21 protein-coding genes and 2 riboswitches are annotated in these 23,981 nt (G+C 38.7%); of the genes, 14 read left to right on the top strand and 7 right to left on the bottom strand.

Translation table 11 applies throughout. From position 1 onward, the window contains the following. Position 1: 1 nt before the first annotated feature. Entirely contained in the window at positions 2-1,174 is a 1,173-nt protein-coding gene (mtnK, locus tag ACNHOZ_RS15235) for an S-methyl-5-thioribose kinase (protein ID WP_048020333.1), read from the bottom strand. Positions 1,175-1,309: 135 nt separating this feature from the next. Next, a riboswitch (SAM riboswitch) is annotated at positions 1,310-1,460 on the bottom strand. Between the two features lie 91 nt (positions 1,461-1,551). After that, on the bottom strand, positions 1,552-2,334 hold the full coding sequence (locus ACNHOZ_RS15240; RefSeq protein ID WP_028414170.1) for a carbon-nitrogen family hydrolase: 783 nt from the start codon (positions 2,332-2,334) through the stop codon (positions 1,552-1,554). Between the two features lie 112 nt (positions 2,335-2,446). Between ACNHOZ_RS15240 and ACNHOZ_RS15245 the strand changes: the two genes are divergently transcribed. From ACNHOZ_RS15245 to ACNHOZ_RS15290, 10 genes are all read left to right on the top strand, one after another. Beyond that, entirely contained in the window at positions 2,447-3,619 is a 1,173-nt protein-coding gene (locus ACNHOZ_RS15245) for a pyridoxal phosphate-dependent aminotransferase (protein WP_048020336.1), read from the top strand. Between the two features lie 130 nt (positions 3,620-3,749). Then, positions 3,750-3,856, top strand: a riboswitch (SAM riboswitch). Between the two features lie 80 nt (positions 3,857-3,936). Further along, entirely contained in the window at positions 3,937-5,181 is a 1,245-nt protein-coding gene (gene mtnW / locus ACNHOZ_RS15250) for a 2,3-diketo-5-methylthiopentyl-1-phosphate enolase (RefSeq protein WP_048020338.1), read from the top strand. Next, positions 5,178-5,843, top strand: coding sequence for a 2-hydroxy-3-keto-5-methylthiopentenyl-1-phosphate phosphatase (locus ACNHOZ_RS15255; RefSeq protein ID WP_048020344.1), 666 nt, complete (start codon positions 5,178-5,180; stop codon positions 5,841-5,843). The genes mtnW and ACNHOZ_RS15255 overlap by 4 nt, the downstream gene beginning before the upstream one ends. Next, complete coding sequence (locus tag ACNHOZ_RS15260; RefSeq protein WP_048020346.1) at positions 5,840-6,478, top strand: methylthioribulose 1-phosphate dehydratase; 639 nt, start codon at positions 5,840-5,842, stop codon at positions 6,476-6,478. Before ACNHOZ_RS15255 ends, ACNHOZ_RS15260 begins: the two co-directional genes overlap by 4 nt. A gap of 15 nt (positions 6,479-6,493) precedes the next feature. Next, on the top strand, positions 6,494-7,009 hold the full coding sequence (locus ACNHOZ_RS15265; RefSeq protein WP_048020348.1) for a 1,2-dihydroxy-3-keto-5-methylthiopentene dioxygenase: 516 nt from the start codon (positions 6,494-6,496) through the stop codon (positions 7,007-7,009). 122 nt (positions 7,010-7,131) lie between these two features. Next, on the top strand, positions 7,132-8,208 hold the full coding sequence (locus tag ACNHOZ_RS15270) for a sugar ABC transporter substrate-binding protein (protein WP_048020350.1): 1,077 nt from the start codon (positions 7,132-7,134) through the stop codon (positions 8,206-8,208). 16 nt (positions 8,209-8,224) lie between these two features. Next, positions 8,225-9,730, top strand: coding sequence for a sugar ABC transporter ATP-binding protein (locus ACNHOZ_RS15275; RefSeq protein WP_048020352.1), 1,506 nt, complete (start codon positions 8,225-8,227; stop codon positions 9,728-9,730). Then, complete coding sequence (locus ACNHOZ_RS15280) at positions 9,727-10,761, top strand: ABC transporter permease (protein ID WP_028414163.1); 1,035 nt, start codon at positions 9,727-9,729, stop codon at positions 10,759-10,761. The genes ACNHOZ_RS15275 and ACNHOZ_RS15280 overlap by 4 nt, the downstream gene beginning before the upstream one ends. An 86-nt stretch (positions 10,762-10,847) precedes the next feature. Then, complete coding sequence (locus tag ACNHOZ_RS15285; RefSeq protein WP_048020355.1) at positions 10,848-12,188, top strand: CoA-disulfide reductase; 1,341 nt, start codon at positions 10,848-10,850, stop codon at positions 12,186-12,188. Between the two features lie 503 nt (positions 12,189-12,691). After that, positions 12,692-12,931 (top strand): aspartyl-phosphate phosphatase Spo0E family protein, encoded by a 240-nt coding sequence (locus tag ACNHOZ_RS15290; RefSeq protein WP_013082228.1) that lies wholly within the window; start codon positions 12,692-12,694, stop codon positions 12,929-12,931. Positions 12,932-12,995: 64 nt separating this feature from the next. Here ACNHOZ_RS15290 and ACNHOZ_RS15295 read toward each other — a convergent pair whose 3' ends face one another. Continuing rightward, positions 12,996-13,727 (bottom strand): ZIP family metal transporter, encoded by a 732-nt coding sequence (locus tag ACNHOZ_RS15295; protein ID WP_028414161.1) that lies wholly within the window; start codon positions 13,725-13,727, stop codon positions 12,996-12,998. A 156-nt stretch (positions 13,728-13,883) separates the two neighbouring features. Further along, a complete protein-coding gene (locus ACNHOZ_RS15300) occupies positions 13,884-14,651 on the bottom strand; it encodes a DUF4931 domain-containing protein (protein ID WP_028414160.1) in 768 nt (255 codons plus the stop codon). Positions 14,652-14,850: 199 nt separating this feature from the next. Between ACNHOZ_RS15300 and ACNHOZ_RS15305 the strand changes: the two genes are divergently transcribed. Then, positions 14,851-15,321 (top strand): MarR family winged helix-turn-helix transcriptional regulator, encoded by a 471-nt coding sequence (locus ACNHOZ_RS15305; RefSeq protein WP_014461070.1) that lies wholly within the window; start codon positions 14,851-14,853, stop codon positions 15,319-15,321. 170 nt (positions 15,322-15,491) lie between these two features. After that, positions 15,492-17,186, top strand: a complete 1,695-nt coding sequence (locus ACNHOZ_RS15310; protein ID WP_048020357.1) for a M3 family oligoendopeptidase — start codon at positions 15,492-15,494, stop codon at positions 17,184-17,186. An 80-nt stretch (positions 17,187-17,266) separates the two neighbouring features. Here ACNHOZ_RS15310 and ACNHOZ_RS15315 read toward each other — a convergent pair whose 3' ends face one another. Both ACNHOZ_RS15315 and ACNHOZ_RS15320 read right to left on the bottom strand, forming a co-directional pair. Further along, complete coding sequence (locus ACNHOZ_RS15315; RefSeq protein WP_014461068.1) at positions 17,267-17,401, bottom strand: hypothetical protein; 135 nt, start codon at positions 17,399-17,401, stop codon at positions 17,267-17,269. 133 nt (positions 17,402-17,534) lie between these two features. Continuing rightward, entirely contained in the window at positions 17,535-19,118 is a 1,584-nt protein-coding gene (locus ACNHOZ_RS15320) for a PAS domain S-box protein (protein WP_221832909.1), read from the bottom strand. Positions 19,119-19,458: 340 nt separating this feature from the next. On the opposite strand from ACNHOZ_RS15320, the gene ACNHOZ_RS15325 reads away from it, so the two are divergent. Then, complete coding sequence (locus ACNHOZ_RS15325) at positions 19,459-19,737, top strand: hypothetical protein (RefSeq protein WP_033578378.1); 279 nt, start codon at positions 19,459-19,461, stop codon at positions 19,735-19,737. A 50-nt stretch (positions 19,738-19,787) separates the two neighbouring features. On the opposite strand, the gene ACNHOZ_RS15330 is transcribed toward ACNHOZ_RS15325, so the two are convergent. Continuing rightward, positions 19,788-21,902 carry an ATP-dependent Clp protease ATP-binding subunit gene (locus ACNHOZ_RS15330; RefSeq protein ID WP_048020035.1) on the bottom strand — a complete coding sequence of 705 codons (2,115 nt, stop codon included), beginning with the start codon at positions 21,900-21,902 and terminating at the stop codon, positions 19,788-19,790. A gap of 418 nt (positions 21,903-22,320) precedes the next feature. Here ACNHOZ_RS15330 and nhaC point away from each other — a divergent pair, with 418 nt between their 5' ends. Then, the gene (gene nhaC, locus ACNHOZ_RS15335; RefSeq protein WP_033578380.1) at positions 22,321-23,703 is read left to right on the top strand and encodes a Na+/H+ antiporter NhaC; all 1,383 of its coding nucleotides are present in this window, start codon (positions 22,321-22,323) and stop codon (positions 23,701-23,703) included. Positions 23,704-23,981: the final 278 nt, after the last annotated feature.

The following is a 23,981-nucleotide window of genomic DNA, read 5'->3' on the forward strand; positions in this document are numbered from 1 at the left end:
GTTATCGAAGTAAATGTTCAAATTCATTTGGTGAAACGTCTTGTTGGTGCAGAAGTAAATAGCGTCCAATTTTTAACGCAGTACGTTTAGCGTTAATTTTTCTTTCCTCTGAAGAAATTTCGTCTAAGTCCGCCACGTGAGCTAAGCCAATCGTACGTCGAATGATTTCACACCCTGCATACCCAACAGCATCTTGCCACGTTTGCGTTAAAATTTCATGTAACAAGCGCTCATCTTTAGCGAAAGGTTCAGTGTTTTCAGAATGCCAAAGCGCAGTAAAGGTATCTTTAAATACGTTCCATGTGTTCGTAATGTGTGCAAATAACGGTTCGCGATCTGTTTTTCGAGAAAGAGCATTTAAAAATAAATTCGCAACAAATTGGCCTAAATCGAATCCAAACGGACCGTAAAAAGCAAACTCTGGATCAATCACTTTCGTTTCTTGACTGCTAGCAAATATGCTTCCTGTATGTAAATCACCGTGAATTAGCGTTTGGGCATTTGTTAAAAATTTATATTTTAATCTTGCTGCTTGTAGCTTTACATCTCCATCGTTCCACAATTCTTCTACATCAGGACGCAGCGCTTCTTCAAATTCATTTGTATCGATATCAAAAAAAGGATCTGTAAAAACTAAATCTTCCGTAATATTGCATAAGTCCGGATTGCTGTACTTGACGACTTCTTCTTTTTTATCCTGAGGCTTTAAGGCAAAATCCGACGTTTTGAACGCAATATGTCCTAGAAAAGAACCGATATGCTGTGAAAGCAGGGGATAACTTTCTCCTTGAATAAGTCCGGCGCGGGAAATCGTTAAATGAGACAGATTTTCCATGACCGTAACAGCAAGCGTTTCATCGTGGTAATACACAGCTGGTACGAGTTCAGGGGTAAATGCACCGAATTGCTTGAGCGCATTGCTTTCAATCGTGGCACGGTTCAAGGATAGAGGCCAGCTCTCGCCTACAACTTTTGCATAGGGAAGTGCTTGTTTGACGATAATGGATTTATTCGTTTGATCATTTATGATGTGAAAGACGAGATTTAAGTTGCCGTCACCGATTTCACGGGCAGTCAGTGCTTCTGTGGCATCAAAAAGACCTAGCTTTTTCACAAGTTTGATTGCTGAAATTTCTGTTAATGGCTGATATTTCTCTGTTTTTATTGTTGACATCGGAACCCCTCCATAGTTTATTAAACTGATTTGTTTACTAAGTTAATAGGTTTAAGAATATATGGAGGCTTTTATAATTTTAGAAAATATAAAAGCCTCTTTCGTTGGAAAGAGGCTTGATTGTAGTGTTCAAACCTCTTATCTGCCAGAAAGAATTACTTTCTGTTGGAATTAGCACCGTGCCTGTGTAAAACATGTTTTACGGGTGTGATCCACCTTAGGATGGAATGACGGTCGGTTGCTGGGCTTCACAGGGCCAAATCCCTCAGCCAACTCTTGATAAGAGTACGATTACTTATTCAATTTTGATTTGTTTGAATATTTTATGATATCTGGTGAAAATCGTATCATGCAAAAAAACGGCTGTCAATACATAATTAATAAAATTCTGTGCGGCGATCTGTAAAGACAGGAATTTGTTTGCGAATTTCTTTTACAAGTTCTAGGTTAACGTCAGCACTTAAAAGTTCTTCGCTATCGCCAGCTTCAGCGATTATTTCTCCCCACGGATCGATGACTAAGGAATGTCCGGCAAATGTGTTATTAGGATCTTGGCCTACACGATTACACGCGATTACATAGCATTGATTTTCGATTGCGCGGCTAATGAGCAGTGCTTTCCAATGGGCAAGTCTTGGAGCCGGCCACTGAGCAACAACAAATAAGACTTCTGCTCCGCTGCTAGTATGCACGCGAATCCATTCTGGAAAACGAATATCGTAACAAATAACTCCTGCGCATAAAGACTGTTCAAGTGTAAAAAGATTTTTTGCTGTTCCTGCTTCTAGATAGAGGTGCTCATCCATTAATTTAAATAAGTGCAGCTTACTGTATTGTGACACTTCACGACCTTTTCGGTCAAAAATATACATCGTATTTGTGACGCCTTGCTCTGTTTTTTTCGCGATCGAACCTGCCACAATATTTACTTCGTTCGTTTTAGCAAATTGAGAGATTAATTGCTTGGCCTGCTGTCCTTCATCATCGGCAATTTCGTCTAGCCGCGTCAAATCATAAGCTGTATCCCATAGCTCAGGAAGCACAAGGATGTCAGGGTTTTCTTTTAGAGCTTCCGTCATTTTTTGTTGAATATATTTTCGGTTTTTAGTTGGGTTTCCAAACGCAATATCAAGCTGCAAACACGTGATTTTTACACTCACTTTATCATCCGTCCTTTTTGTAGTAGTTGAAAAAAATGACTTTACAAGTTGAGTATTACAATATATTATTTGTGACTAGAATTTCAAGAATTTTTTGAGAAGGTGTGCGATGATGAAACAATTTGAGCAATCGGAACTATTAAAAAGTTTACCAAAACAATTTTTTGCATCACTTGTAGGCAAGGTAGGAAAAGTAATGGCCCAAGGGCACGACGTTATTAACTTAGGGCAGGGAAATCCTGATCAGCCTACTCCTTCACATATTGTAGAAACACTCCAAAAAGCAAGTGCTAATCCTATACATCATAAATATTCTCCATTTCGGGGGCACCAGTTTTTAAAAGAGGCCGTTGCGACTTTTTATAAACGAGAATATGGCGTTGATGTGGATCCTGAAAAAGAAGTAGCTATTTTGTTTGGCGGGAAGGGTGGACTTGTAGAAATTCCGCAGTGCTTATTAAACCCTGGAGATACGGTGCTGGTTCCGGATCCTGGATATCCTGATTACTGGTCTGGAGTAGAGCTTGCAAAAGCAAAGATGGAAGTGATGCCGCTCACGGCTGAAAATCATTTTCTGCCCGTATACGAAGAGATAGGTGAACGTGCTAAAGAACAGGCAAAGCTCATGTTTTTAAACTATCCGAATAATCCTACCGGTGCAGTGGCAACAGCAGAATTTTTTGAAGACACCGTGGCGTTTGCTGCCAAGCACGATATTTGTGTGGTACACGACTTTGCCTACGGAGCCATTGGATTTGATGGTAAAAAGCCAATCAGCTTTTTACAGACTCCTGGTGCAAAAGAGACGGGAATTGAAATTTATACTCTTTCTAAAACGTATAACATGGCGGGATGGCGAGTTGGATTTGCTGTAGGAAATGAAAGTGTAGTAGAAGCTATTAATCTTCTTCAAGATCATATGTATGTCAGCCTCTTTGGGGCGGTTCAAGAGGCAGCAGCGGCAGCTCTGTTAGAATCTCAACAATGTGTGAATGATTTAGTTAAGCGCTATGAATCTAGACGCAATACCTTTATTCAAGGGCTTCAAGAAATTGGTTGGGACGTTACATCTCCAGCGGGTTCCTTTTTTGCATGGCTAAAAGTTCCTAAAGGATATACTTCTGAACAATTTTCAGATTTACTTCTTGAAAAAGCCCACGTTGTAGTGGCACCTGGAGTAGGCTTCGGAACATATGGTGAAGGCTATGTGCGCGTAGGACTGCTGACGGATGAAGAGCGCATGAGAGAAGCTGTATCTCGAATAAAAAAATTAAATTTATTTTAAAAACGCATTGACAATCCTTTTTGAGTTGGCTTAATATGTAAGAAGTTAACGAGATTAATAACCGATAAATCCTAGCGGTATTTTTTATTTAGTATATAATCTACGAATTCAATTTAAATAAATAGCAACTTTCTTATTAAGAGTAGGTGGAGGGACTAGCCCGATGAAGCCCGGCAACCGACTTAACGCATGTTAAGCACGGTGCTAATTCTTGCAGCAGCAGCTGAGAGATAAGAAGAGCAACGAAAGCCTCTTCTTAATTACAGAAGAGGTTTTTTTTATTAACGATATTAAACAGCAAGGGAGTTTTTAGCATAATGAGTGAAATCGTTGCAAGCTACTTACTACATGACAATAAAGGAAATTTTCATAAAAAAGCGGAAGGAATCGCTTTAGGACTAACCGTCGGCTCATGGACAGATCTGCCGCTTTTAGATCAACAGCAGCTTCAAAAGCATAAAGGGCGCGTCGTATCCGTAACTGAGCTTCAAGACTGCGAACGTGTTAACGGATATTTAGGCGGAGAGGTTAAGCAGGCTATTGTCAAAATTGCTTATCCTACTGCCAACTTTTCAAGAGATTTACCGGCTATTTTAGTTACGGTTTTCGGAAAACTATCACTTGATGGAAAAGTGAAATTATTAGACTTGGATTTTCCTGATGAATTATTAGCTGAATTCCCAGGACCGCGCTTTGGAATAGAAGGTATCCGAGAGAAACTAGGCGTTTATGACCGTCCGCTTGTGATGAGTATTTTTAAAGGCGTAATTGGAAGAGATATGACGTACTTAACAACTCAGCTTCGTGAGCAAGCGCTTGGCGGAGTGGATTTGGTTAAAGACGACGAGATTTTGTTTGATAGTGAACGAACACCTTTTGAAGCTCGCGTTACAGAAGGAAAAAAAGTACTGAATGAAGTATACGAAAAAACGGGACACCGCACGCTGTATGCTGTTAATTTAACGGGACGAACGTTTGAATTAAAAGAAAAAGCGAGAAAAGCAGCTGAGCTAGGAGCCGATGCTCTTTTATTCAACGTATTTGCTTACGGGTTAGACGTACTGCAGGCACTTCGAGAAGATGATGAAATTAACTTGCCGATTATGGCACACCCAGCTGTTAGCGGAGCGCTTACGCCATCAGAGTTTTACGGTTTTTCAAATTCATTACTGCTTGGAAAACTATTGCGCTTAGCCGGAGCGGATTTCTCACTGTTTCCATCACCATACGGAAGCGTAGCGCTTTCTCTTGAAGATACGACAGGCATTGCCTACGAATTAACGCGTCCTGTGTACAAATATAAGCAGACTTTCCCGGTTCCTTCAGCAGGAATTCATCCTGGAATGGTACCGCAGCTTGTGAAGGACTTTGGCATCGACAGCATTATTAATGCAGGAGGCGGAGTTCACGGTCATCCAGACGGCGCTATCGGAGGAGGAAAAGCATTCCGTGCGGCGATAGATGGAGTACTCTCTCATCAAACACTAGCCGAAAAAGCGGAAGAATCAAAAGAGTTGCAAAAAGCTTTGCAACTATGGGGAACAGTAGAGGTGAAAGCATGACATCGTTAAAAATCTTTTGTGACTTTGATGGAACAATCACAAATAGCGATAACATTATTGCTATTATGAAACAATTTGCTCCTCCGGAGTGGGAAAGTATTAAAGACGACGTGCTAGCACAGCGCGTCTCCATTCAAGAAGGAGTAGGGCAAATGTTTGCCTTGCTTCCCGTGGAATTAAAGGAAGATATTATTTCTTATATTTTAGAGACGTCTGCTATTCGAGATGGATTTGATGATTTTATTGCCTATACAAAAGAGCATCATATTCCGCTTTATATTGTAAGCGGAGGAATTGACTTTTTTGTAAAACCGCTTTTGGGAAATCGAGTTGCAGAGGAAATGCTCTACTGCAACGGATCTGATTTTTCCGGTGAGCATATTTCCATTACGTGGCCTCATACATGTGATAAACAGTGTACAAATGACTGCGGCTGCTGTAAGCCAACGATTATTCGCCATCTTGCAGATGAAAGAGATCATACGGTTGTTATTGGCGATTCAATTACAGATTTGCAGGCTGCCAAATTAGCTGACACTGTCATTGCGCGTGACTTTTTAATTAAAAAATGCGAAGAGCTATCTCTACCGTATCGTCCTTTTTCTACTTTTTATGATGTGATTCACCATTTACAAGAATTAACAGAAGAGGTGAAAGCATGAGTATTATGGCTCAGCAAAGATTACACGAGCTTGCAGATATAAAAGATGAGTTGGCAGAGCGCGATTGGTTCTTCGGTACAAGCGGAAACTTAGCGATTAAAGTGGATCAAAATCCGACAACTTTCTTTGTATCAGCAAGTGGAAAAGATAAAAGAAAACGCACAAATGAAGACTTTTTGTTAGTTGATCAATACGGGAAACCTGCAGAAGAAACGCATTTAAAGCCTTCTGCTGAAACGCTTTTGCACGTTAAGATTTACGAGTCAACGAATGCTGGGTGCAGCCTTCATGTACATACAATCGACAACAACGTGATCTCTGAACTGTACGGAGATGAAGGGTTTATTTCATTCAAAGGCCAAGAAATTATTAAGGCACTGGGTATTTGGGAGGAAGATGCGGAAATTACTGTTCCGATTATTCCGAATTACGCGGATATTCCGACACTAGCAGAAGAATTTTCTCACCATATAAAAGGCAATCAAGGCGCGATTTTAATTCGTAACCACGGGATTACGGTATGGGGAAAAAATGCGTTTGAAACAAAAAAAGCGCTAGAAGCCTATGAATTTCTATTTAGCTACCATGTGAAATTACTATCACTTAAAGGCATTAAGCCAAAGGTGCATTTATAAAAGGAGGAAATAAAAATGGCGCAAATTCGCTTACATGTAAATAATAAAAGAATTGAAACTCAAGAGGAAGTATCAGCTTTTCTGGCAAACAATGAAGTTATTTATGAAAACTGGGATATTACAAAACTTCCAGAAAATCTTCGTGAAAAATATGATTTAACTGATGAAGAAAAAAAAGAAATTTTAAACGCTTTTGATGAGGATATTAAAGATATTTCTGAACGCCGCGGCTATAAAGCTCAAGATGTTATCTCGTTATCGGAATCTACACCAAACATTGATGAATTGTTAAAAAACTTTCAGCGCAAGCATATTCATACAGATGACGAAGTTCGCTTTATCGTAAGCGGTCATGGAATCTTTGTTATTCAAGGAAAAGACGGCGAATTTTTTGATGTTGAATTAGAGCCAGGCGATTTAATTTCAGTACCAGAAAACATTCTTCATTACTTTACACTAATGGAAGATCGTAAAGTAGTCGCTGTGCGAATTTTTGTGACAACTGAAGGATGGGTACCTATTTACGCATAACAACTACTTGTAAAGCATAGGTCATGATCACCCCGCTTTTACATCTAAAAGCGGGGTATTCTTTGGATTATTATAAAACTAACTATTTTTATATGAATAATAAGTATAATAGGAGGAACACCATGAAAAAGAGTAAAAAAATGCTGTGGCCACTTACTTTGCTCGTACTTCTAGTTTTTGCGCTGGCTGCCTGCACGAAAGAACAGCCAAGTCTAAACGAGAAAGCACAGGCAGCTCCAGCGCAGCAAGCGGCTTCTGCTAAGCCTGTACAGCAAGAAGGAAAACAGATTACGAAAGATACAAAAATTGCGCTTATTTCTGAATTTACATCAGGCACTCACGCTGCTCAGTACATAACAGGTGTGACAAAAGCGGCTAAAAAAGCCGGAGTACAGCTATCCGTTTCTGATTCTAATAATGATCAATCTAAAATGGCTGCGTATTTAGACACGGCTATTAACCAAAATGTTGACGGTATTATGATTGACCACGGCCGGGCTGAAACCCTTGAACCTGGCGTGAAGCGCGCGATTGCAAAAGGGATTCCCGTTATTGCAACAGACGTAGAATTAAAAGTAGAAGGCGTTACAACGATTGACCAAGATGATTATATGCTTGCGCTCCAGGGGTTAAAGCAAATGATGCAGGACATTAACGGAAAAGGAAATATTGTATATGCGTTTGTTGGAGGCTTTGCACCGATGGAAAAACGCGACAGCATTTATAAAATTATGATGAATCGCTATCCAGATGTAAAACAAATTGCCACGTTTGGAAGCGCAACAGACAACACCTCTCTAGACACTCAAAATAAAATGGCGGCTGTATTAAAGCAGTATCCAAATAAAGAAGACATTGCAGCCGTTTGGGCACCTTGGGACGAATTTGCAAAAGGAGTCACAAGAGCGATTAAAGAAGCAGGACGAGATGAGATTAAGGTATACGGAGTGGACTTATCTGATGAAGACCTGCAAATGATGCAGGCAAAAAACAGCCCGTGGAAAGCGTCAGCTGCTGTAAACCCAGCTTCAGTAGGAGAAAAGCAGGTTGATCTGCTTCTTAAAAAGATTTCCGGTCAAGAGATCCCTCGTTATTATTCCTTTGATCCGGTTTTAGTCAAACAAACTGACTTGCCTAATCAAACGATTAATATGGACCAGCTTAGTCAGTACGTAGAAGAATGGGGTAAAAAAGAGTAGAAGTGGAGGGACAGACATGACGAACGAGCTTTCAATGAAGAACATTACAAAAAACTTTGGTTCTTTTCAAGCGCTGAACAAAGTTGATTTTACTGTTCAAAAAGGGGAAATTCATGCTTTATTGGGAGCCAATGGTGCCGGTAAAAGTACGTTGATGAAAATATTGTGCGGAGCTTACGACGAGTACGAAGGAAAGATCTACAAAGACGGAGGAGAAATCTCTATTTCTTCTCCTAAAGAAGCGAAGAGCCACGGCATCTGCATTGTACACCAAGAAGTCGATGTAGCGCTGATTCCTTCGCTATCAGTAGCTGAAAACATTGTGTTAGACGTGCAGGTTTCTAAGAAAAGTAAGACATTTGTAAACTGGAAATCTATTTATAAGAAAGCGGAAGAAGCTCTTTCTTTACTTGGTTCTTCTTTATCCGTTAAAAAAAATGTTGTTGATCTAACTCTATCAGAAAAACAGCAGGTGCTTATTGCACGTGCAATTGTACAGAATGTTGATTATTTAATTTTGGATGAACCAACCGCACCTCTTAGTGTGGAAGAGACGAAACAATTGTTTTCTGTGATGAGAGAGCTGAAGAAAAGCGGAGTAGGCATTATTTATATTTCACATCGCCTTCAAGAAGTGGTTGATATTTGCGACCGCTTAACGGTTTTAAAGGACGGACGCTATGTAGCTACAAAAGAAACTTCACATACATCAATTGAAGACGTCATTACGCTCATGTTAGGAACGTCTTCTGTAAAACAGTGGGTCAAAGAATCAGTAGAAGTTGGAAACGAACTTTTACATGTAGAAGCATTATCCCTTCCAGGGCGCCTTTCGAATATCTCTTTTCATGTAAAAGAAGGAGAGGTAGTCGGTATTGCAGGGCTTGTAGGAGCAGGGAAAACGGAGCTTTGCCGAAGTCTATTTGGTTTAGAGCAATATGTCAGCGGCAGCGTTCGGTTAAAAGGCAAGAAACTAAAGTTGAATAAGCAGCCGTATTATTATATTGCACAAGGTCTTTCTCTTGTTCCTGAAGAACGAAGAAAAGAAGGAATTTTTGTTCATGAATCGATTGCCGATAACTTAGTTTTGCCAAGTCTGTCCCGCTTTACAAATTATTCGTTTCTAAAGCGAGGAAAGATCAAAGAAAAAGCGCAGAAAACGACTGGGCAAGTTGGCGTAAAGTCTCATTCTATCGAGCAGTCAGTTGGAACGTTAAGCGGTGGAAATCAGCAGAAAGTAGCAATCGGAAAATGGCTTGTTACGGATTCTGACGTACTGTTGTTCGATGAGCCAACTAAAGGGGTTGATGTGGGCTCTAAGCGAGAGATATTCGACTTAATTACAGGGCTTGTGTCACAGAAAAAAGGCGTTGTTTATGCAACCTGTGAATTCGAGGAGCTGCTAGGGGTAGCGGATCGAATTTATGTTATGTACAACGGGAAAATCGTGAAAGAATTATCCAAAGAAGAAGCAACTAGTGAAAAATTATTTTATTATACAGCAGGAGGAGTAAAAGGATGAGTGCGGAGTATGTAACAGAACCTGTAGCGAAACCAAAGAGAAAAATAAGCGTTTTCGACTTTTTTTACAAATATGGGACAGTCTTAATGATTTTTGTTATTATGATTATTTTTTCCATTGCCACACCTAACTTTTTAACAGGAGAAAACATTAGTGATATTCTGCGCTCTATTTCCATTGTTACCTTAATTGCGCTTGGTGTAACGATATCGTTAACCGTCAACGGACTCGACTTATCTGTAGGATCTACGGCTGGTTTAGCCACTATTTTATCAGCTTCTATGCTCGTTTTACACAGACAAGAAATTGCAGTTGCGATCATTGTTCCGATTATTGCATCGCTTCTCATTGGGTTAGTGAATGCTTTTTTAGTAGTGAAAGTAAAGATTCCTGATATTTTAGCCACGCTTTCCATGATGTTTATCGTACAGGGGATTTTATTAACGTATACAAAAGGCTCAGCTATTTATACCAATATGCCTTTACCAAGCGGAGAAAGAGCTCCGGGAATTTTCATTCCTTCTTTCCTTGCGCTTGGGCAAGGTCACTTTCTAGGTATTCCCGTCCCTGTGATCATTATGCTGCTGACTGTGCTGCTTGTTCATATCGTTTTTTCCTATACAAAGTTTGGTCGTTTTTTCTACGTAACAGGAGGTAACATAGAAGCAGCAAGACTTTCGGGTGTACCGGTTAATCGTTATCGTATGTATGCCTATATGTTTTCAGGTTTGCTTGCTGGAATTGGAGGAGTCGTTTTAGCTGCCCGTATTGGAGTAGGAGAAGTGAACGCAGGCTCACCATTTTTAATGGATGCCGTAGCTGCGACATACATTGGCTTTTCCGTATTTGGAGCAGGGAAACCGAATGTATTCGGGACGCTGATTGGCTCTATTTTAATTGGTGTGCTGTTAAATGGATTAACGATGCTAAATGTTCCGTATTATATGCAAGATATTATTAAAGGAGCTGTATTAGCAGGAGCCTTGGCTTTAACGTATTACCGCTCGAAACAAACATCTACGGCTGTGTAAACAGCCGTTTTTTTTCGTTTGAAATCGGGAAGAATAAGGAAAAACAATAGTATAATCTATTATTTATGTAGAAAGAGGGAGTATAGATGAAACGTGTCGTCATTATAGGAGGAGTAGCCGCCGGAATGAGCGCAGCTTCACAGCTTCGCCGGATGAAAGAAAAAGAAGAAGTGGAAATCCTTGTGTTTGAAAAAGGTGGAGATATTTCTTACAGCGCATGTGGCATGCCTTACTATCTGTCAGGTGTTGTAAAAGAAAAAGACGATTTGATTGCTCGTACGAAACAAGAGTTTGAAGAGCGAAATATCTCCGTCCATCTTTTTCACGAAGTTAAAGAAGTAAACCATACAAAGAAATACATAGTAGCACAAGATGTCAAAACGCACGCTGAAAAAGAGATAACATATGATGAACTCATCATTGCAACTGGAACAACGGCTGTTAAACCTAATTTTATGAGTGATAACATGCCGAATGTATGCACATTAAAGTCATTAGAAGACAGCGAAAGAATCTATACATATCTACAGGCTCACTCCGTAGAAAAAGTCACTATTATTGGTGGAGGATATGTCGGAATGGAAGTAGCTGAAGCAATGAAGGCTTTGGGAAAAGAAGTACGGGTCATTGAACAGGGAAAGCAGATTCTATCTATTTTAGATCAAGACATGGCAGAGCATCTACAAAAGCAGCTAGATGACGATATTTTATTTCATTTCGAAGAAGAAGTGGAAGCATTGCTGCATTCAGATGGTTCCGTCACTCACGTTCAAACAAACCGTCAAACGTACCAAACGGATTTAGTGATTGTAAATGTAGGAGTTCGTCCGAATACGCAATTCTTAGAAAGAAACGGACTAAGAATGCTTGAAAATGGAGCTATTTTAGTAAACGAGAAGTTGGAAACCAACGTGCCTCATATCTACGCAGCGGGAGATTGTGCAACGAGCTATCACCGCGTATTAAAAAAAGATGTTCATATTGCTCTTGGAACCATTGCCAATAAGCAGGGAAGGGTTCTTGGTTACCGATTAGGGGGAGAAAATAGAAAATTTCCGGGTGTTCTAGGTACAAGCATTGTCAAAGTGATGGACTATGAAATTGGAAAAACCGGCATTTCAGAAAGAGAAGCAAGAGAAAATTCTCTTTTATACAAAACCATCACAGCCGGGGCTCCGAGTCATGCTTCTTACTATCCAGGAGCTGAAAAGATTGTGATAAAACTTGTTTATCATCCTGAAACAAAAGAGATTTTGGGGGTTCAAATGATTGGGAAAGAAGGAGTTGCAAAACGAATCGATGTATTTGCGACAGCTATTACTTGCCGCCTCACAACAGATGAAATAACCATGCTAGATCTTTCGTATGCCCCTCCTTTTGCTACGGTATGGGATGCTGTACAAATCGCTGCTCAAAAAGCTGAATAAAAAAGAGGCTGGGACAAAAGTAGTTGAGTCCAAGTAAAAAAAGAACCATTCATCAACCTGTTTGATGAGTGGTTCTTTTTTTTTTGATGGTGCACATCGTTTTATTTGTTTCGTTCCTTCTAGCAATTGATTGGAGGGCAAGGAGAAGACTCCTGTGGGAAAAGCGGAACAGGTGAGACCCCGCAGAAAGCGAAGCCTTGCACGGAAATCAATTGCGGTGTCATAAGCAGTCCAGCTCATGTATCTCATTTGTTCGTCTTTCGTTTGGATTTATTTCGTTATGTCTCAACCTCTTTTTTATTCGACAAGCAGCATCTTTTGTCGAAAAACAACTTGTAAAAAAAAGATAAACGGTATTCCTATAGTAATGTAAGCGTTTATAAATTCCGACAAAATAATTTTTTTGCGAAAAAAATGTCTATTATTGCGACTCTATTTACATATTTAGTAGAATTTGTAATAATGCGTTATAAGCTAATTTCTTTGTCATAGGAGAGGATTTTGTGTTTGGAGTGAGAAATAGAACGAAATCAGAGAGATTATTAGTGGAAATCGTCCAAAAAAGACAAAAGATGGTGCAGCTCGGAGAAGAAAAAGGTCTGACTAATGAAGAAACCGTTACCTGTAGTCAAGAGCTTGATCAGCTCTTACTCGTTTATCAAAAGCAGCGTTTAAAAGAAGAGGAAGAAAAGACATCGTTTGCCACACTGATTAGCCGTTTTTTATCTTTTTCAAAGCTGTAATGCAGGACAAGCATTCGGGATCGGGCAGTGAAACAATTACGCTGCCCGTGGCCTCTCTTCAGCTTTAAAAAATGTTAATTAAAAAAATCATAAACAAAATACCAAAAATAAACGAATAAGTAGCAAATCTTTCGTTTCCATCGCCGTGACTTTCCGGAATTAACTCTTTATAAATAATAAAAAGCATGGCTCCGGCAGCAAACGCTAATCCATATGAAACGAGAGACTCCACAAAATTAGTTAAATAAAACCCGAGTAAAGACGTTACAATTTCAACTGATCCTGTAAGGGTAGCAATTAAAAATGCTTTTATTTTACTGATATTTTGCTGAGCTAAAAATAGCGCGACCAACAGTCCTTCAGGTGCATTTTGAAGACCGATTGCAAGGGCAATTAAGTTCCCTGTATTTTCAACATTTGAAGCGTAGCTCACACCAACAGACAGTCCTTCAGGAAGGTTGTGCAACGTAATAGCGGAAACAATTAAAAGTGCTTTTTCATCAAACTGTATGCCGGTTTTAGAATGCTCAAGATCAATGTGAGGAATATTCTGCTCCAAGAGTGTTAATGTTACCACGCCAAGCAGTAAGCCAATCGCTAAGGAAAAAAAACCGCCGCTTTGAAGAGATTCTGGAATTAAGCTCATAGTAGAAGCTGCTGTCATAATGCCTGCAGTGAGCGCAAGAAGTATATCTTTCCAGCGATGAGTGAGTTCTTGATTCAAAAATAGAATAGGCAAAGCGCCTACTCCAGTCGATAGCGCAGAAAGAATGCTTCCAATTAATACCTCAGTCATAAACCGTCTCCTTTTACGTATTCTTCTTTTTATCCTCAATTCACATCGTTCTTTTAGTGTATGTTTTTTTTGTTTCTATGAGCATGACTATTTTAAAAATGAACAGTTTTATGCAATAATCTTACAAAAAAGTTGAACCAGTGGAGGTTCAACTTTTTAGGTGAAGTACAGCTCCTGAACTTGATTAGCAATGTGCTCAAGCTTATTGGAAACTTGAGGAATGCCATATCCTACATACAAAGGAGATGTGGCAAAGCGAGGAATGATTTTCGCTGCAATTTTGCCGTTTTTAAGATTATAAAAAAACAAGTTGTAGCTCGTGCAGCTACGATGAAAATGATTTAATAAATAGTGAGCAGCCGTTTGAAGATAATCTGCAAACGTGTGCAGCTCTTTGTCAAGCTGATCTGTTATCACGTTAAATTCAAAAAAGCCCATTCGAGGTTTTACAGATAAATTAAATGTGACGTGTTCATTTTTGGCAATTGTGACTCCTTCAAACTGCTCTAGCTTCACATTTTCATTTACATCCATCTCATTTAAACCAATAATTTGCATATGAGGATGTCGTAATGATCCTCCGGACATGGGGCCGTGGTTTTTAAAGAAAAGAACAGAAGCATATTCTCCGCTGTTCATCATCGATATCCATCGTTCAGTAGCAAAACTCAGCAAGGTATACAGATGTTCTTTTGGATAAATAGATAGTTCTGAAGAACATTCATCGGTCTCAATAATAACCGTCTGATAAGCATCTTGCAGAACGGGAAACTTATTTTTTAGCCAAATGATAGGTCCTTGTTTTTCAATGATGCCTGTAAGAGATTCTACGTCGCAAAAGGGACAGGGGTTTTGCCGGTTAACGATTGTTTCAGGCTTTTGCGAACCAATCGCGGAATTAAATAATAAATGGGTTGGTTTCATAATCATTCACCTTTTTATGTAATGTTCATATGTTTATTGTATTAAAAGCATATGTATAAATCCACTTATATACATTTTTTATCAAAAAAATTGTACAAGCAGAGAGAATAACCGATGAAATAAGCCTGCTTTGATTGACTTTGAAGGGAAATTTTAGTATTATCTTGATATCAAGATAATATCAAAGGAACTGATTAAAATGACGAATGATGTAACTAGAGAAGAGTTAGACCAATCTCTTAAATTATTTATTGTACTATCTCGTGCCAATCGTTCAATTAATGATCATGTGCATAAATTTATTCAACAGCATGGAATGAATCCAACCGAATTTGCTGTCCTAGAGTTATTGTACCACAAAGGCCAGCAGCCTCTTCAGCAAATTGGCGGAAAAATTCTGTTGGCAAGCGGCAGTATTACGTATGTAGTAGACAAGCTTGAGAAAAAAGGCTTCTTGGAGCGCGTTGCTTGTCCGAGCGATCGTCGCGTAACCTATGCAGCTATCACCAAGCAAGGCAAGGAAATGATTGAAAGCATGTTTCCGAGTCACGAAAAAAGAATTCATGATATTTTATCCGTTTTATCTAGCGAAGAAAAGGAAGTTGCCATTTCGATGCTTAAGAAACTAGGGCACTATGCAGATGAATTTTTGCCGGAATCGACTAATTAATTAAGGAAAGCTCGTTTGTTTCTGTTGAACAAACGAGTTTTTTCTATGACTTCTTTCATGGCCAATCGACATCAAAAATAAAAAGTGACAAAAAATTGAAATTAACAGGAATACAGCTGGATAAAAACGAATTAGGTTACATACAGACAATAGAGGAAGGGGAACAAATGATGAAATTTGAGAATTATACATATACGCGACCTGATATGAATGAAATTGAAAAGCAGTTTGAAAAGGCCATTACACATTTTACGGAAGCAGCGTCAGTCAGTCAGCAAAATGAGGCAATTCGTCTAGCAAACGATGCGTATTCTCAGTACAGTACAATGGGGAACATCTGCTATATTCGTCATTCTATCGACACAGCCAATGAATTTTATAAAGAAGAACAAGACTATTTTGATGAAACACAGCCGCTTTTAGAAGGATACGTAGAGAAATTTTACAAAGCCTTAATCTCTTCACCCTTTAAACCGGAACTAGAAGAAAAGTGGGGAAAGCAGCTGTTTTCTCTTGCTGAAATGCAGTTAAAAACGTTCTCTCCTGAAATAGTAAAAGAGCTGCAGGAAGAAAATAAGCTATCATCTAAATATACGAAGCTAGTGGCGTCAGCTAAAATTGTATTTGAAGGAGAAGAGAGAACGTTAGCTCAGCTCGATCCGTTTATGGAGTCACCTGATCGAGAAATGAGAAAAAAAGCAGCAGAAGCGAAGTTTCAATTTTTTACTGATCATGAAGAGGAATTTGATGATATTTACGACAAGCTTGTAAAAGTGCGGACTAAGCTTGCTGAAAAATTAGGTTATAAAAATTTCGTAGAAGTGGGCTATGCTCGTATGTCTAGAATAGGGTACGATGCTGAAATGGTTGCCGCTTTTCGCCAACAAGTGAAAGAGTATATTGTTCCCCTTACTGAAAAACTAAAAAAGCGTCAGCAGGAAAGAATTCAAGTAGAGAGCTTAACTTATTATGATGAACCGTTTCAGTTTGAAACAGGAAACGCAGTGCCAAAAGGTGATGAAAAGTGGATTATTGAAAATGGACGGGTTATGTATAAGGAGCTTTCTAAAGAAACGGACGAATTTTTTTCCTTTATGCTTGAAAATAATTTAATGGATTTAGTCGCTAAAAAGGGCAAAGCAGGCGGAGGCTACTGTACGTTTATTGAAGAATACAAAGCGCCGTTTATTTTTTCAAACTTTAATGGAACATCAGGCGATATTGATGTGTTAACGCATGAAGCAGGGCATGCTTTTCAAGTGTATTCCAGCCGAGATATGGAAACCAATGAGTATCACTGGCCTACGCATGAAGGAGCTGAAATTCATTCGATGAGCATGGAGTATTTTACATGGCCTTGGATGGAGTTGTTCTTTAAAGAGGACAAAGATAAATACCAGTTTTCTCATTTAAGCTCAGGCTTAACTTTCTTGCCTTACGGGGTAGCAGTTGATGAATTTCAGCATGCTGTATACGAACGCCCTGAGATGACGCCTTCGGAACGAAAACAAACGTGGCGAGAAATTGAAAAGAAATATATGCCTTCTAAAAACTATGACGGCCATCACTATCTAGAAAGCGGGGGCTTCTGGCAGCGTCAGCTTCATATTTACACGTCTCCGTTTTATTATATTGATTACACGCTCGCTCAAATTTGTGCATTTCAATTTTGGAAAAAAGATCGGGAAAATCATGAACAAGCATGGCAAGATTACGTTCATTTGTGTAAGCTTGGCGGAAGTAAGCCATTTTTAGAATTAGTAGAGGAAGCGAATTTGATCTCTCCATTCGAAGAGGGCTGCGTGCAGTCTGTAGTAGATGAAATTGAAAACTATTTAAATAGTATTGATGATAAAAAGCTATAAAAAAAGAGATTGAGACATAACAAAATCAATCGAATCTAAAGACGAACAAATCGAATAAACAATCTAATATGAATCGCTTGTTACACCGCCGTTGATTTCCGTGCAAGGCTTCGCTTTCCGCGGGCGGCCGGTGAGCCTCCTCGGCGCTTATGCTCCTGCGGGGTCTCACCTATTCCGCTTTTCCCGCAGGAGTCTTCGCCTTGCCCTCCAATCAACAGCTAGAAGCACCTAGATTAAACCTACGCTCACCCTCATAATAAAAAATCCGAATGAGTTTGATTCTTATTCAAAAAACAAACTCGTTCGGATCTTCCTTCAACTAACATACTTTTGTTCCAGCCTCTTTTTTTAATGGTTCATTCCTTGTTCCCATAAAGGAATCGTAAGGGTAACGCTGGTTCCTTCGCCCACAGTGCTTTTAATCTCAAATGTTCCTTTATGCTGATACAGAATGTTTTTAATCACAACAAGTCCAAGACCGGTGCCTGATGGCTTCGTGGTAAAAAAGGGCTTTTGAATGTGCACAAGCAAATTTGAGGGAATACCCACTCCTGTATCTTTAATGAAAATAGTAAGGCCTTTAGTATGCTGAGTAACGTTTAAATGGATTTCTCCTCCGCTAGGCATAGCTTCGAGCGCATTTTTTAATAAATTAATGAGTACTTGCTTAATTTGATTGGCATCACAGCAGATGTATGTATGCGGAGCTTCCACCTGCGTTTTAACTACGACGTTTTTTAATACACATTCTGATTCATACAGAAGAATAACGTCATTTAAAATAGTAGAGAATGCATGTTTTTTCATAACCGTATCATGAGGTTTAGCGAGCAATAAAAATTCTCCAACGATTGAGTTAATACGATTCAGTTCACTCAGCATGATGGTTGTATAAGAATGGTAGCGGCTGCTGTCTTCATGAATAAGCTGAATAAATCCATTCAGGGAAGTAAGCGGATTTCGAATTTCATGAGCGATGCCCGCTGCCATTTCGCCGGCTAAAGATAATTTATCGGTTTGGCGAAGAAATTTTTCTGTTTCCTTTTCTTCTGTAAGATCGCGTGAAATACCAAAAAGCGCAACGACTTGCTGATCACGATTAAAAATAGGTGAAACAGTAATTTCTACGTCAATTATTTTTCCGTCTTTTCGCTTATCTTGGGTTTCAAAGGCTACCAGCTTTTCTCCTTTTTTAACCCTTTCTAATCGGTTTTCAGCGTCGCCTTTTAAGCCAGCAGGAATAAATGGGATGGCTTTTCCGACAATCTCTTCCGCTTTCCATCCATATATTTGCTCAAAAGCATCGTTTACTTTAATCACTTTGCCGTCTAGACTGAACACGGAAATGGCGTCGCGATTGTATGTGAAAAAAGATTGTAAATACTCTTGAGCTGAGTAAAGTTCATCTTCGGTTTTGTTCATTTTGACCGTCGTAATAGCAATTAATTTTTTAGAGAAATGAGCACAATACAACAAAATAATCATTGTGATCAGCGTAAACAAAATGAAATAAACGATATCTAATTTCACGAAAGTCACAGATGTAAAAAGAGTGTTGCTTACATAAAAGTACAAAACAATTATTATGGACATTAATGTAGAAGTTACAATAGCGATATAGCTATAGTAAATAAAGCTAACAATTATTCCAAGAAACAAAAACAAATAATTAATAACAGCAGGTTCAATAGATGTTATGTACGCAATATAGGCATAATAGCATATAAAAAAAGAATACATAATGATAGCAGGATGAAAACGAAAGTAGTACATAGCCGTCACTACCAATAATAAAATTCCTCCGCTTATAAAAACAATCATATTAGGATCAGCTGCAATAAAGTGATATAACACAATGTGGACAAGATATAGCAGCCAGAAAATAAGTAAAAGAATAAAATTACGTTTTTTTATGAGGTTGTGTGATTCCATAAAAAATCCCTTTCTTAAATGGTAAATAATTTTATAGGAGAATAACTTCATAGTCAGCTAGTCGCACGATACAGTAATATATCACTCATATTAGCATAGTTACAACTATGTGAATAGCTGAATTGAGCACTTAGACCAAGGAAGATAGATCTAGAATGTGGCTGGTCATAAACTATTAAGGAAATATGAGGGGAATATGAACGAAATGAAGGAGATGTAAAGCTTTTGTGATAACCTTGTAAAAGTGAACTTTTTTCCAATTGGATAGGCTATACTGCCAGTAGAGCCATATGAATGGTGACTACATAGAGGCTCAGATGATTCGAAAGGAGACGGTAAAATGAACAAAAGTTTATTAGTCAAGTTATTTGGATCACTTCTAGCAATTATGTTAATCACAGCATGCAACTCACAAACGGATGAAAAAGATGCAACAGAACAGCAAACCGAACAGTCGGATGATACTCAATCGGAGGATACAACGACAGATGATTCACAGGAAACAATGAAGCAAGACGAAGCAGATGACTCATCTGGGGATGAAGCAGCTGATGATCAAGAAGAATCAACGGATAGTGCGGACGAAAAAACAGATGAAAAAACAGATGAAAGTAAATAAACGAAAGTATTTCTATAAAAAAAGCGACTCAAGTAGAGTCGCTTTTTCTATTAGTTTTGTACGGTGATTTCGCTCGCTTCATTTAACGTTACGTTCACTGTTGATACGTCCGCATCATCTAACAGTAAATCTGTAATTCGATCTTCAAGCTGTTCTTGAATTGCTCGGCGGAGTGGTCTAGCACCGAATGCAGGGTGATAGCCAAGTTCAGCCAGTTTTTCTTTTACCTCATCTGCTACGCTCAGCGTGATGTTTTGTTCTTGTAATGTTTCTTTTAATTCAGCAAGCATAAGGTCAACGATTTTAATCAAGTTATCTTTTTCAAGGTGATTAAATTCAATGATTGTATCAAATCGATTTAAAAACTCTGGTTTGAAATAAGATGAAAGTGAATCTAAAACGGATGCCTGCTTAAGCGCATCATTTTCTGCGTCAAACCCAACCGTAATTTTCTTTTCACCTACACCAGCGTTACTTGTCATAATGATAACCGTGTCTTTGAAGCTCACTGTGCGACCTTGACTATCCGTTAGACGTCCATCTTCTAAAATTTGCAAAAACATATGCTGAACGTCTGGATGAGCTTTTTCAATTTCATCTAGTAAGATGATGGAATAAGGATTACGGCGTACTTTCTCTGTTAATTGTCCTGCCTCTTCGTGACCTACGTAGCCAGGAGGTGAACCGATTAATTTAGACACCGCGTGTTTTTCCATATATTCACTCATATCTAGACGAACCATAGCATCTTTTGAGCCGAATAGTTCTTCAGCTAATGTTTTGGTTAACTCTGTTTTACCAACACCTGTTGGACCAACAAATAAGAATGAACCAATTGGGCGATGCTTCGCTTTTAATCCAGCGCGAGAACGTCGAATCGCTTTTGCTACTTTTTCGACAGCTTCCTGCTGTCCGATTACTTTTTGAGCTAAGTGCTCTGCTAAATGCTTCATTTTTGCTGATTCATTTTCTTGAAGTTTACCAACAGGGATACCCGTTTTCTTTTCAATAATGGCTTGAATGTCAGCAATATCCACATTCATTTTTTGCTGTTCTTCGTTTAGTTGTTTTTCAAGAGCAGCTTCTTCATCGCGCAGTTTTGCCGCTACTTCATATTTTTCATCCTTTAGCGCCTGCTCTTTTTCTTTTGTAATTTCTTTTAAGCGAGCGGCTGCTTCGTCTTTATTTGTAATGCCTGCCTGTAAGTTCATTTTTGAACCTGCTTCATCTAGCAAGTCAATTGCTTTATCAGGCAAGAAACGATCTTGAATGTAGCGGTGTGATAAATTTACACAAGCACGAATCGCTTCATCTGTATAGCTAACGCCGTGATAATCTTCATATTTACTTTGAATTCCTTTTAGAATTTCAACGGCTTCTTCTACAGACGGTTCGTGAACCATAACCGGCTGGAAACGTCGTTCAAGAGCCGCATCTTTTTCAATGGAACGGTACTCTTTTAAAGTTGTAGCTCCGACTACTTGAAGTTCACCTCGTGCAAGAGCAGGTTTTAAAATATTGCTTGCGTCCATTGAACCTTCCGCTGAACCTGCTCCTACAAGAAGGTGGATTTCATCGATAAATAAAATCACGTTTTTTCGCTGTTGAAGCTCAGAAATTAACTGTTTCATACGCTCTTCAAATTGACCTCGCACGCCCGTATTAGCTACGAGTGATGCTACATCTAACAGATATACATCTTTATTTAGCAGCTTTGCAGGAACTTTTCCTTCCGCAATTTTTAAAGCTAACCCTTCGACTACAGCTGTTTTACCAACACCGGGTTCTCCAATTAGTACCGGGTTGTTTTTGTTTCTTCTATTTAAAATTTCAATGACGCGCTCTACTTCTTCTTCGCGGCCAATAACAGGATCAATTAATCCCGTTTTCGCAATTTGAGTTAAGTTTCGACCAAATTGATCTAAAAAGCCGCCGCCGCCGTTTCCTTGCTGTGGCTGCTCCGGTGCAGCTTGTTCGTGCGCCATTTGCTTGAATAAATCATCGATGTTCATAAAGCCGCCACCTCCAAAGCCTGATGGGATTTTATGTTCTTTCATTAGTGCTTGATAACATGTATGACATAAACGATATTGAGATTTTTGATTATTTGTTTGTACATTTAATTGAATAGATGCTTCACGTTTATTACAGTTTTGACAAATCATTTAATTAGCCTCCCTAAATGATTTTAATCGAAGATCAGCAGGCGTTTGACCTTTCTTGACCTTTCGTAATCTCATTATACTTTGACCTTTTTTGACTTTCAAGTCTTTTGCTTAAAAATTTTTTGAGGGAAGTTCCTCGCTTATGTGCAAAAGGTAGTACATTAAAAAACGTGTGTTTTGTGTGTACCCGTTTTATATATATAAAAACATTAGAAGCATTTTGTACAATGATTTGCTTAGATAGAGAATAAATATTAATAAGAAGAAAAGTGGAAAAATGAGTGCAGAGCCTGCCCTTGGATAAAATAAGTTATTGACAGCAAGAAGGATAAAAATTATACTCAAGAAGGTTTGCACTTAACTGCGTAAAAGCATAAAAGCGTTTAAGTGAAAAAGAAAGATAGAAAGGGAATACCTCATGAAAAAAGAAATTTCATTTATACAATCAATAGCGGTGGTTTTGGTGCTATTAGCTATTATTTTTGTTTCATTATTTATGTTAAAGCTGCCGCCTCATATTCCGCTAATATTTGGTGTAGCATTTATTAGTGTGATTGGCTTTTTGTTGAAATATAAGTGGACAGAAATGGAGAAAGGCATTTTAGACGGTGTTAGACTTGGCATTAAGCCTATCCTTATTCTAATGCTGATCGGGATGCTCATTGCGATTTGGATGGTAGGAGGAACGATACCGACGATTTTATCCTACGGCTTCCACTGGATTTCACCGCAGTACTTTTTAATTAGTGCTTTGGTTATCACCGTGTTAGTTTCAACATTCACGGGAAGTTCATTAACAACCGTCAGTACGGTAGGAGTCGCTTTATTTGGCGTGGGAACTGCTATTGGTGTACATCCAGGGCTAGCAGCAGGGATGATTGTTTCAGGAGCTGTGTTTGGAGATAAAATGTCTCCATTGTCTGATACAACAAATTTTGCTTCTGGTATCGTTGAAGTGCCGCTCCCTAAACATATTCAGCATATTACGTGGACGACGGTTCCAAGTATTGTTATTACAGCAATCATTGCATTGGTAATCGGAATGAACGGAAATCATGAAAGCGTCAATTACGGAGAAATTCAAGGAATTCAAGAAGCATTAAAACATACGTTTAATTTACACGTGTTAACGTTGCTTTCTCCACTCTTAGTTCTTATTTTTTCGATGAGAAGAGTCGATGTATTGCCAACGTTAGTTTTAGGGATTGTAACGGCCATTATTACAGGAATGATTACACAGCATGAATTTACGCTGAGTCAATTGCTAGGGGTTCTTCAAAGCGGGCCGGCAATCGAGTCAGGAAATAAAGTAGTCGATGCGATTGTAAACAAAGGCGGATTACAGTCCATGATGTTTTCTATTTCTCTTATCATGATTGCCTTGTCGCTAGGTGGCTTGATGAGAGCGGTTGGAATTATTGATGCTTTATTAAAAGGATTAGCAAAACAAATCCGCCGCAGCGGAGACGTTATTTTTGCTACGCTTCTATCTTCAATTGGAGTGAACGTTATTACAGGAGAACAGTATTTATCAATTCTTCTGCCTGGGCAAACGTTTAAGCCGCTGTATGAAAAGTGGAACTTAGATCCGAAAAACTTATCACGAACGCTTGAAGACGGTGGAACGGTTATTAATGCTATTATTCCGTGGGGTGTCAGCGGAGCTTTTATTTCAACTGCATTAAATATTCCAGCGGCTGACTATATTCCATTTACATTCTTTAGCATTTTATGTCCGATTTTTTCAATTATTTTAGCATATACAGGCATTGGTATTGCCAAGAAAAAAGCTCAGTCTTAACTGGGCTTTTTTCTTTTTAAAAAAGGACAGGTAAAAAACGACAAAAAAAGTATCATTCCACTTTTCAAATCTACAATTTAATAATACAATTTACTATACGTCTTTCCTGTTCATGTATTTGTATGAATTCTTATTTCTTTATTAATGAAGAAATTTGGGTTTTGCGGTATGATAGATAAGCTGTATTGGCGATGGGATGAATGCCCTTTTTAGCAAACATTTAAGAAGGGTAAAGGCAAATGAAAACACTCATTATAAAAGAGAAAAGATATTTATTG

Source organism: Priestia sp. D51 (genome assembly GCF_053345675.1).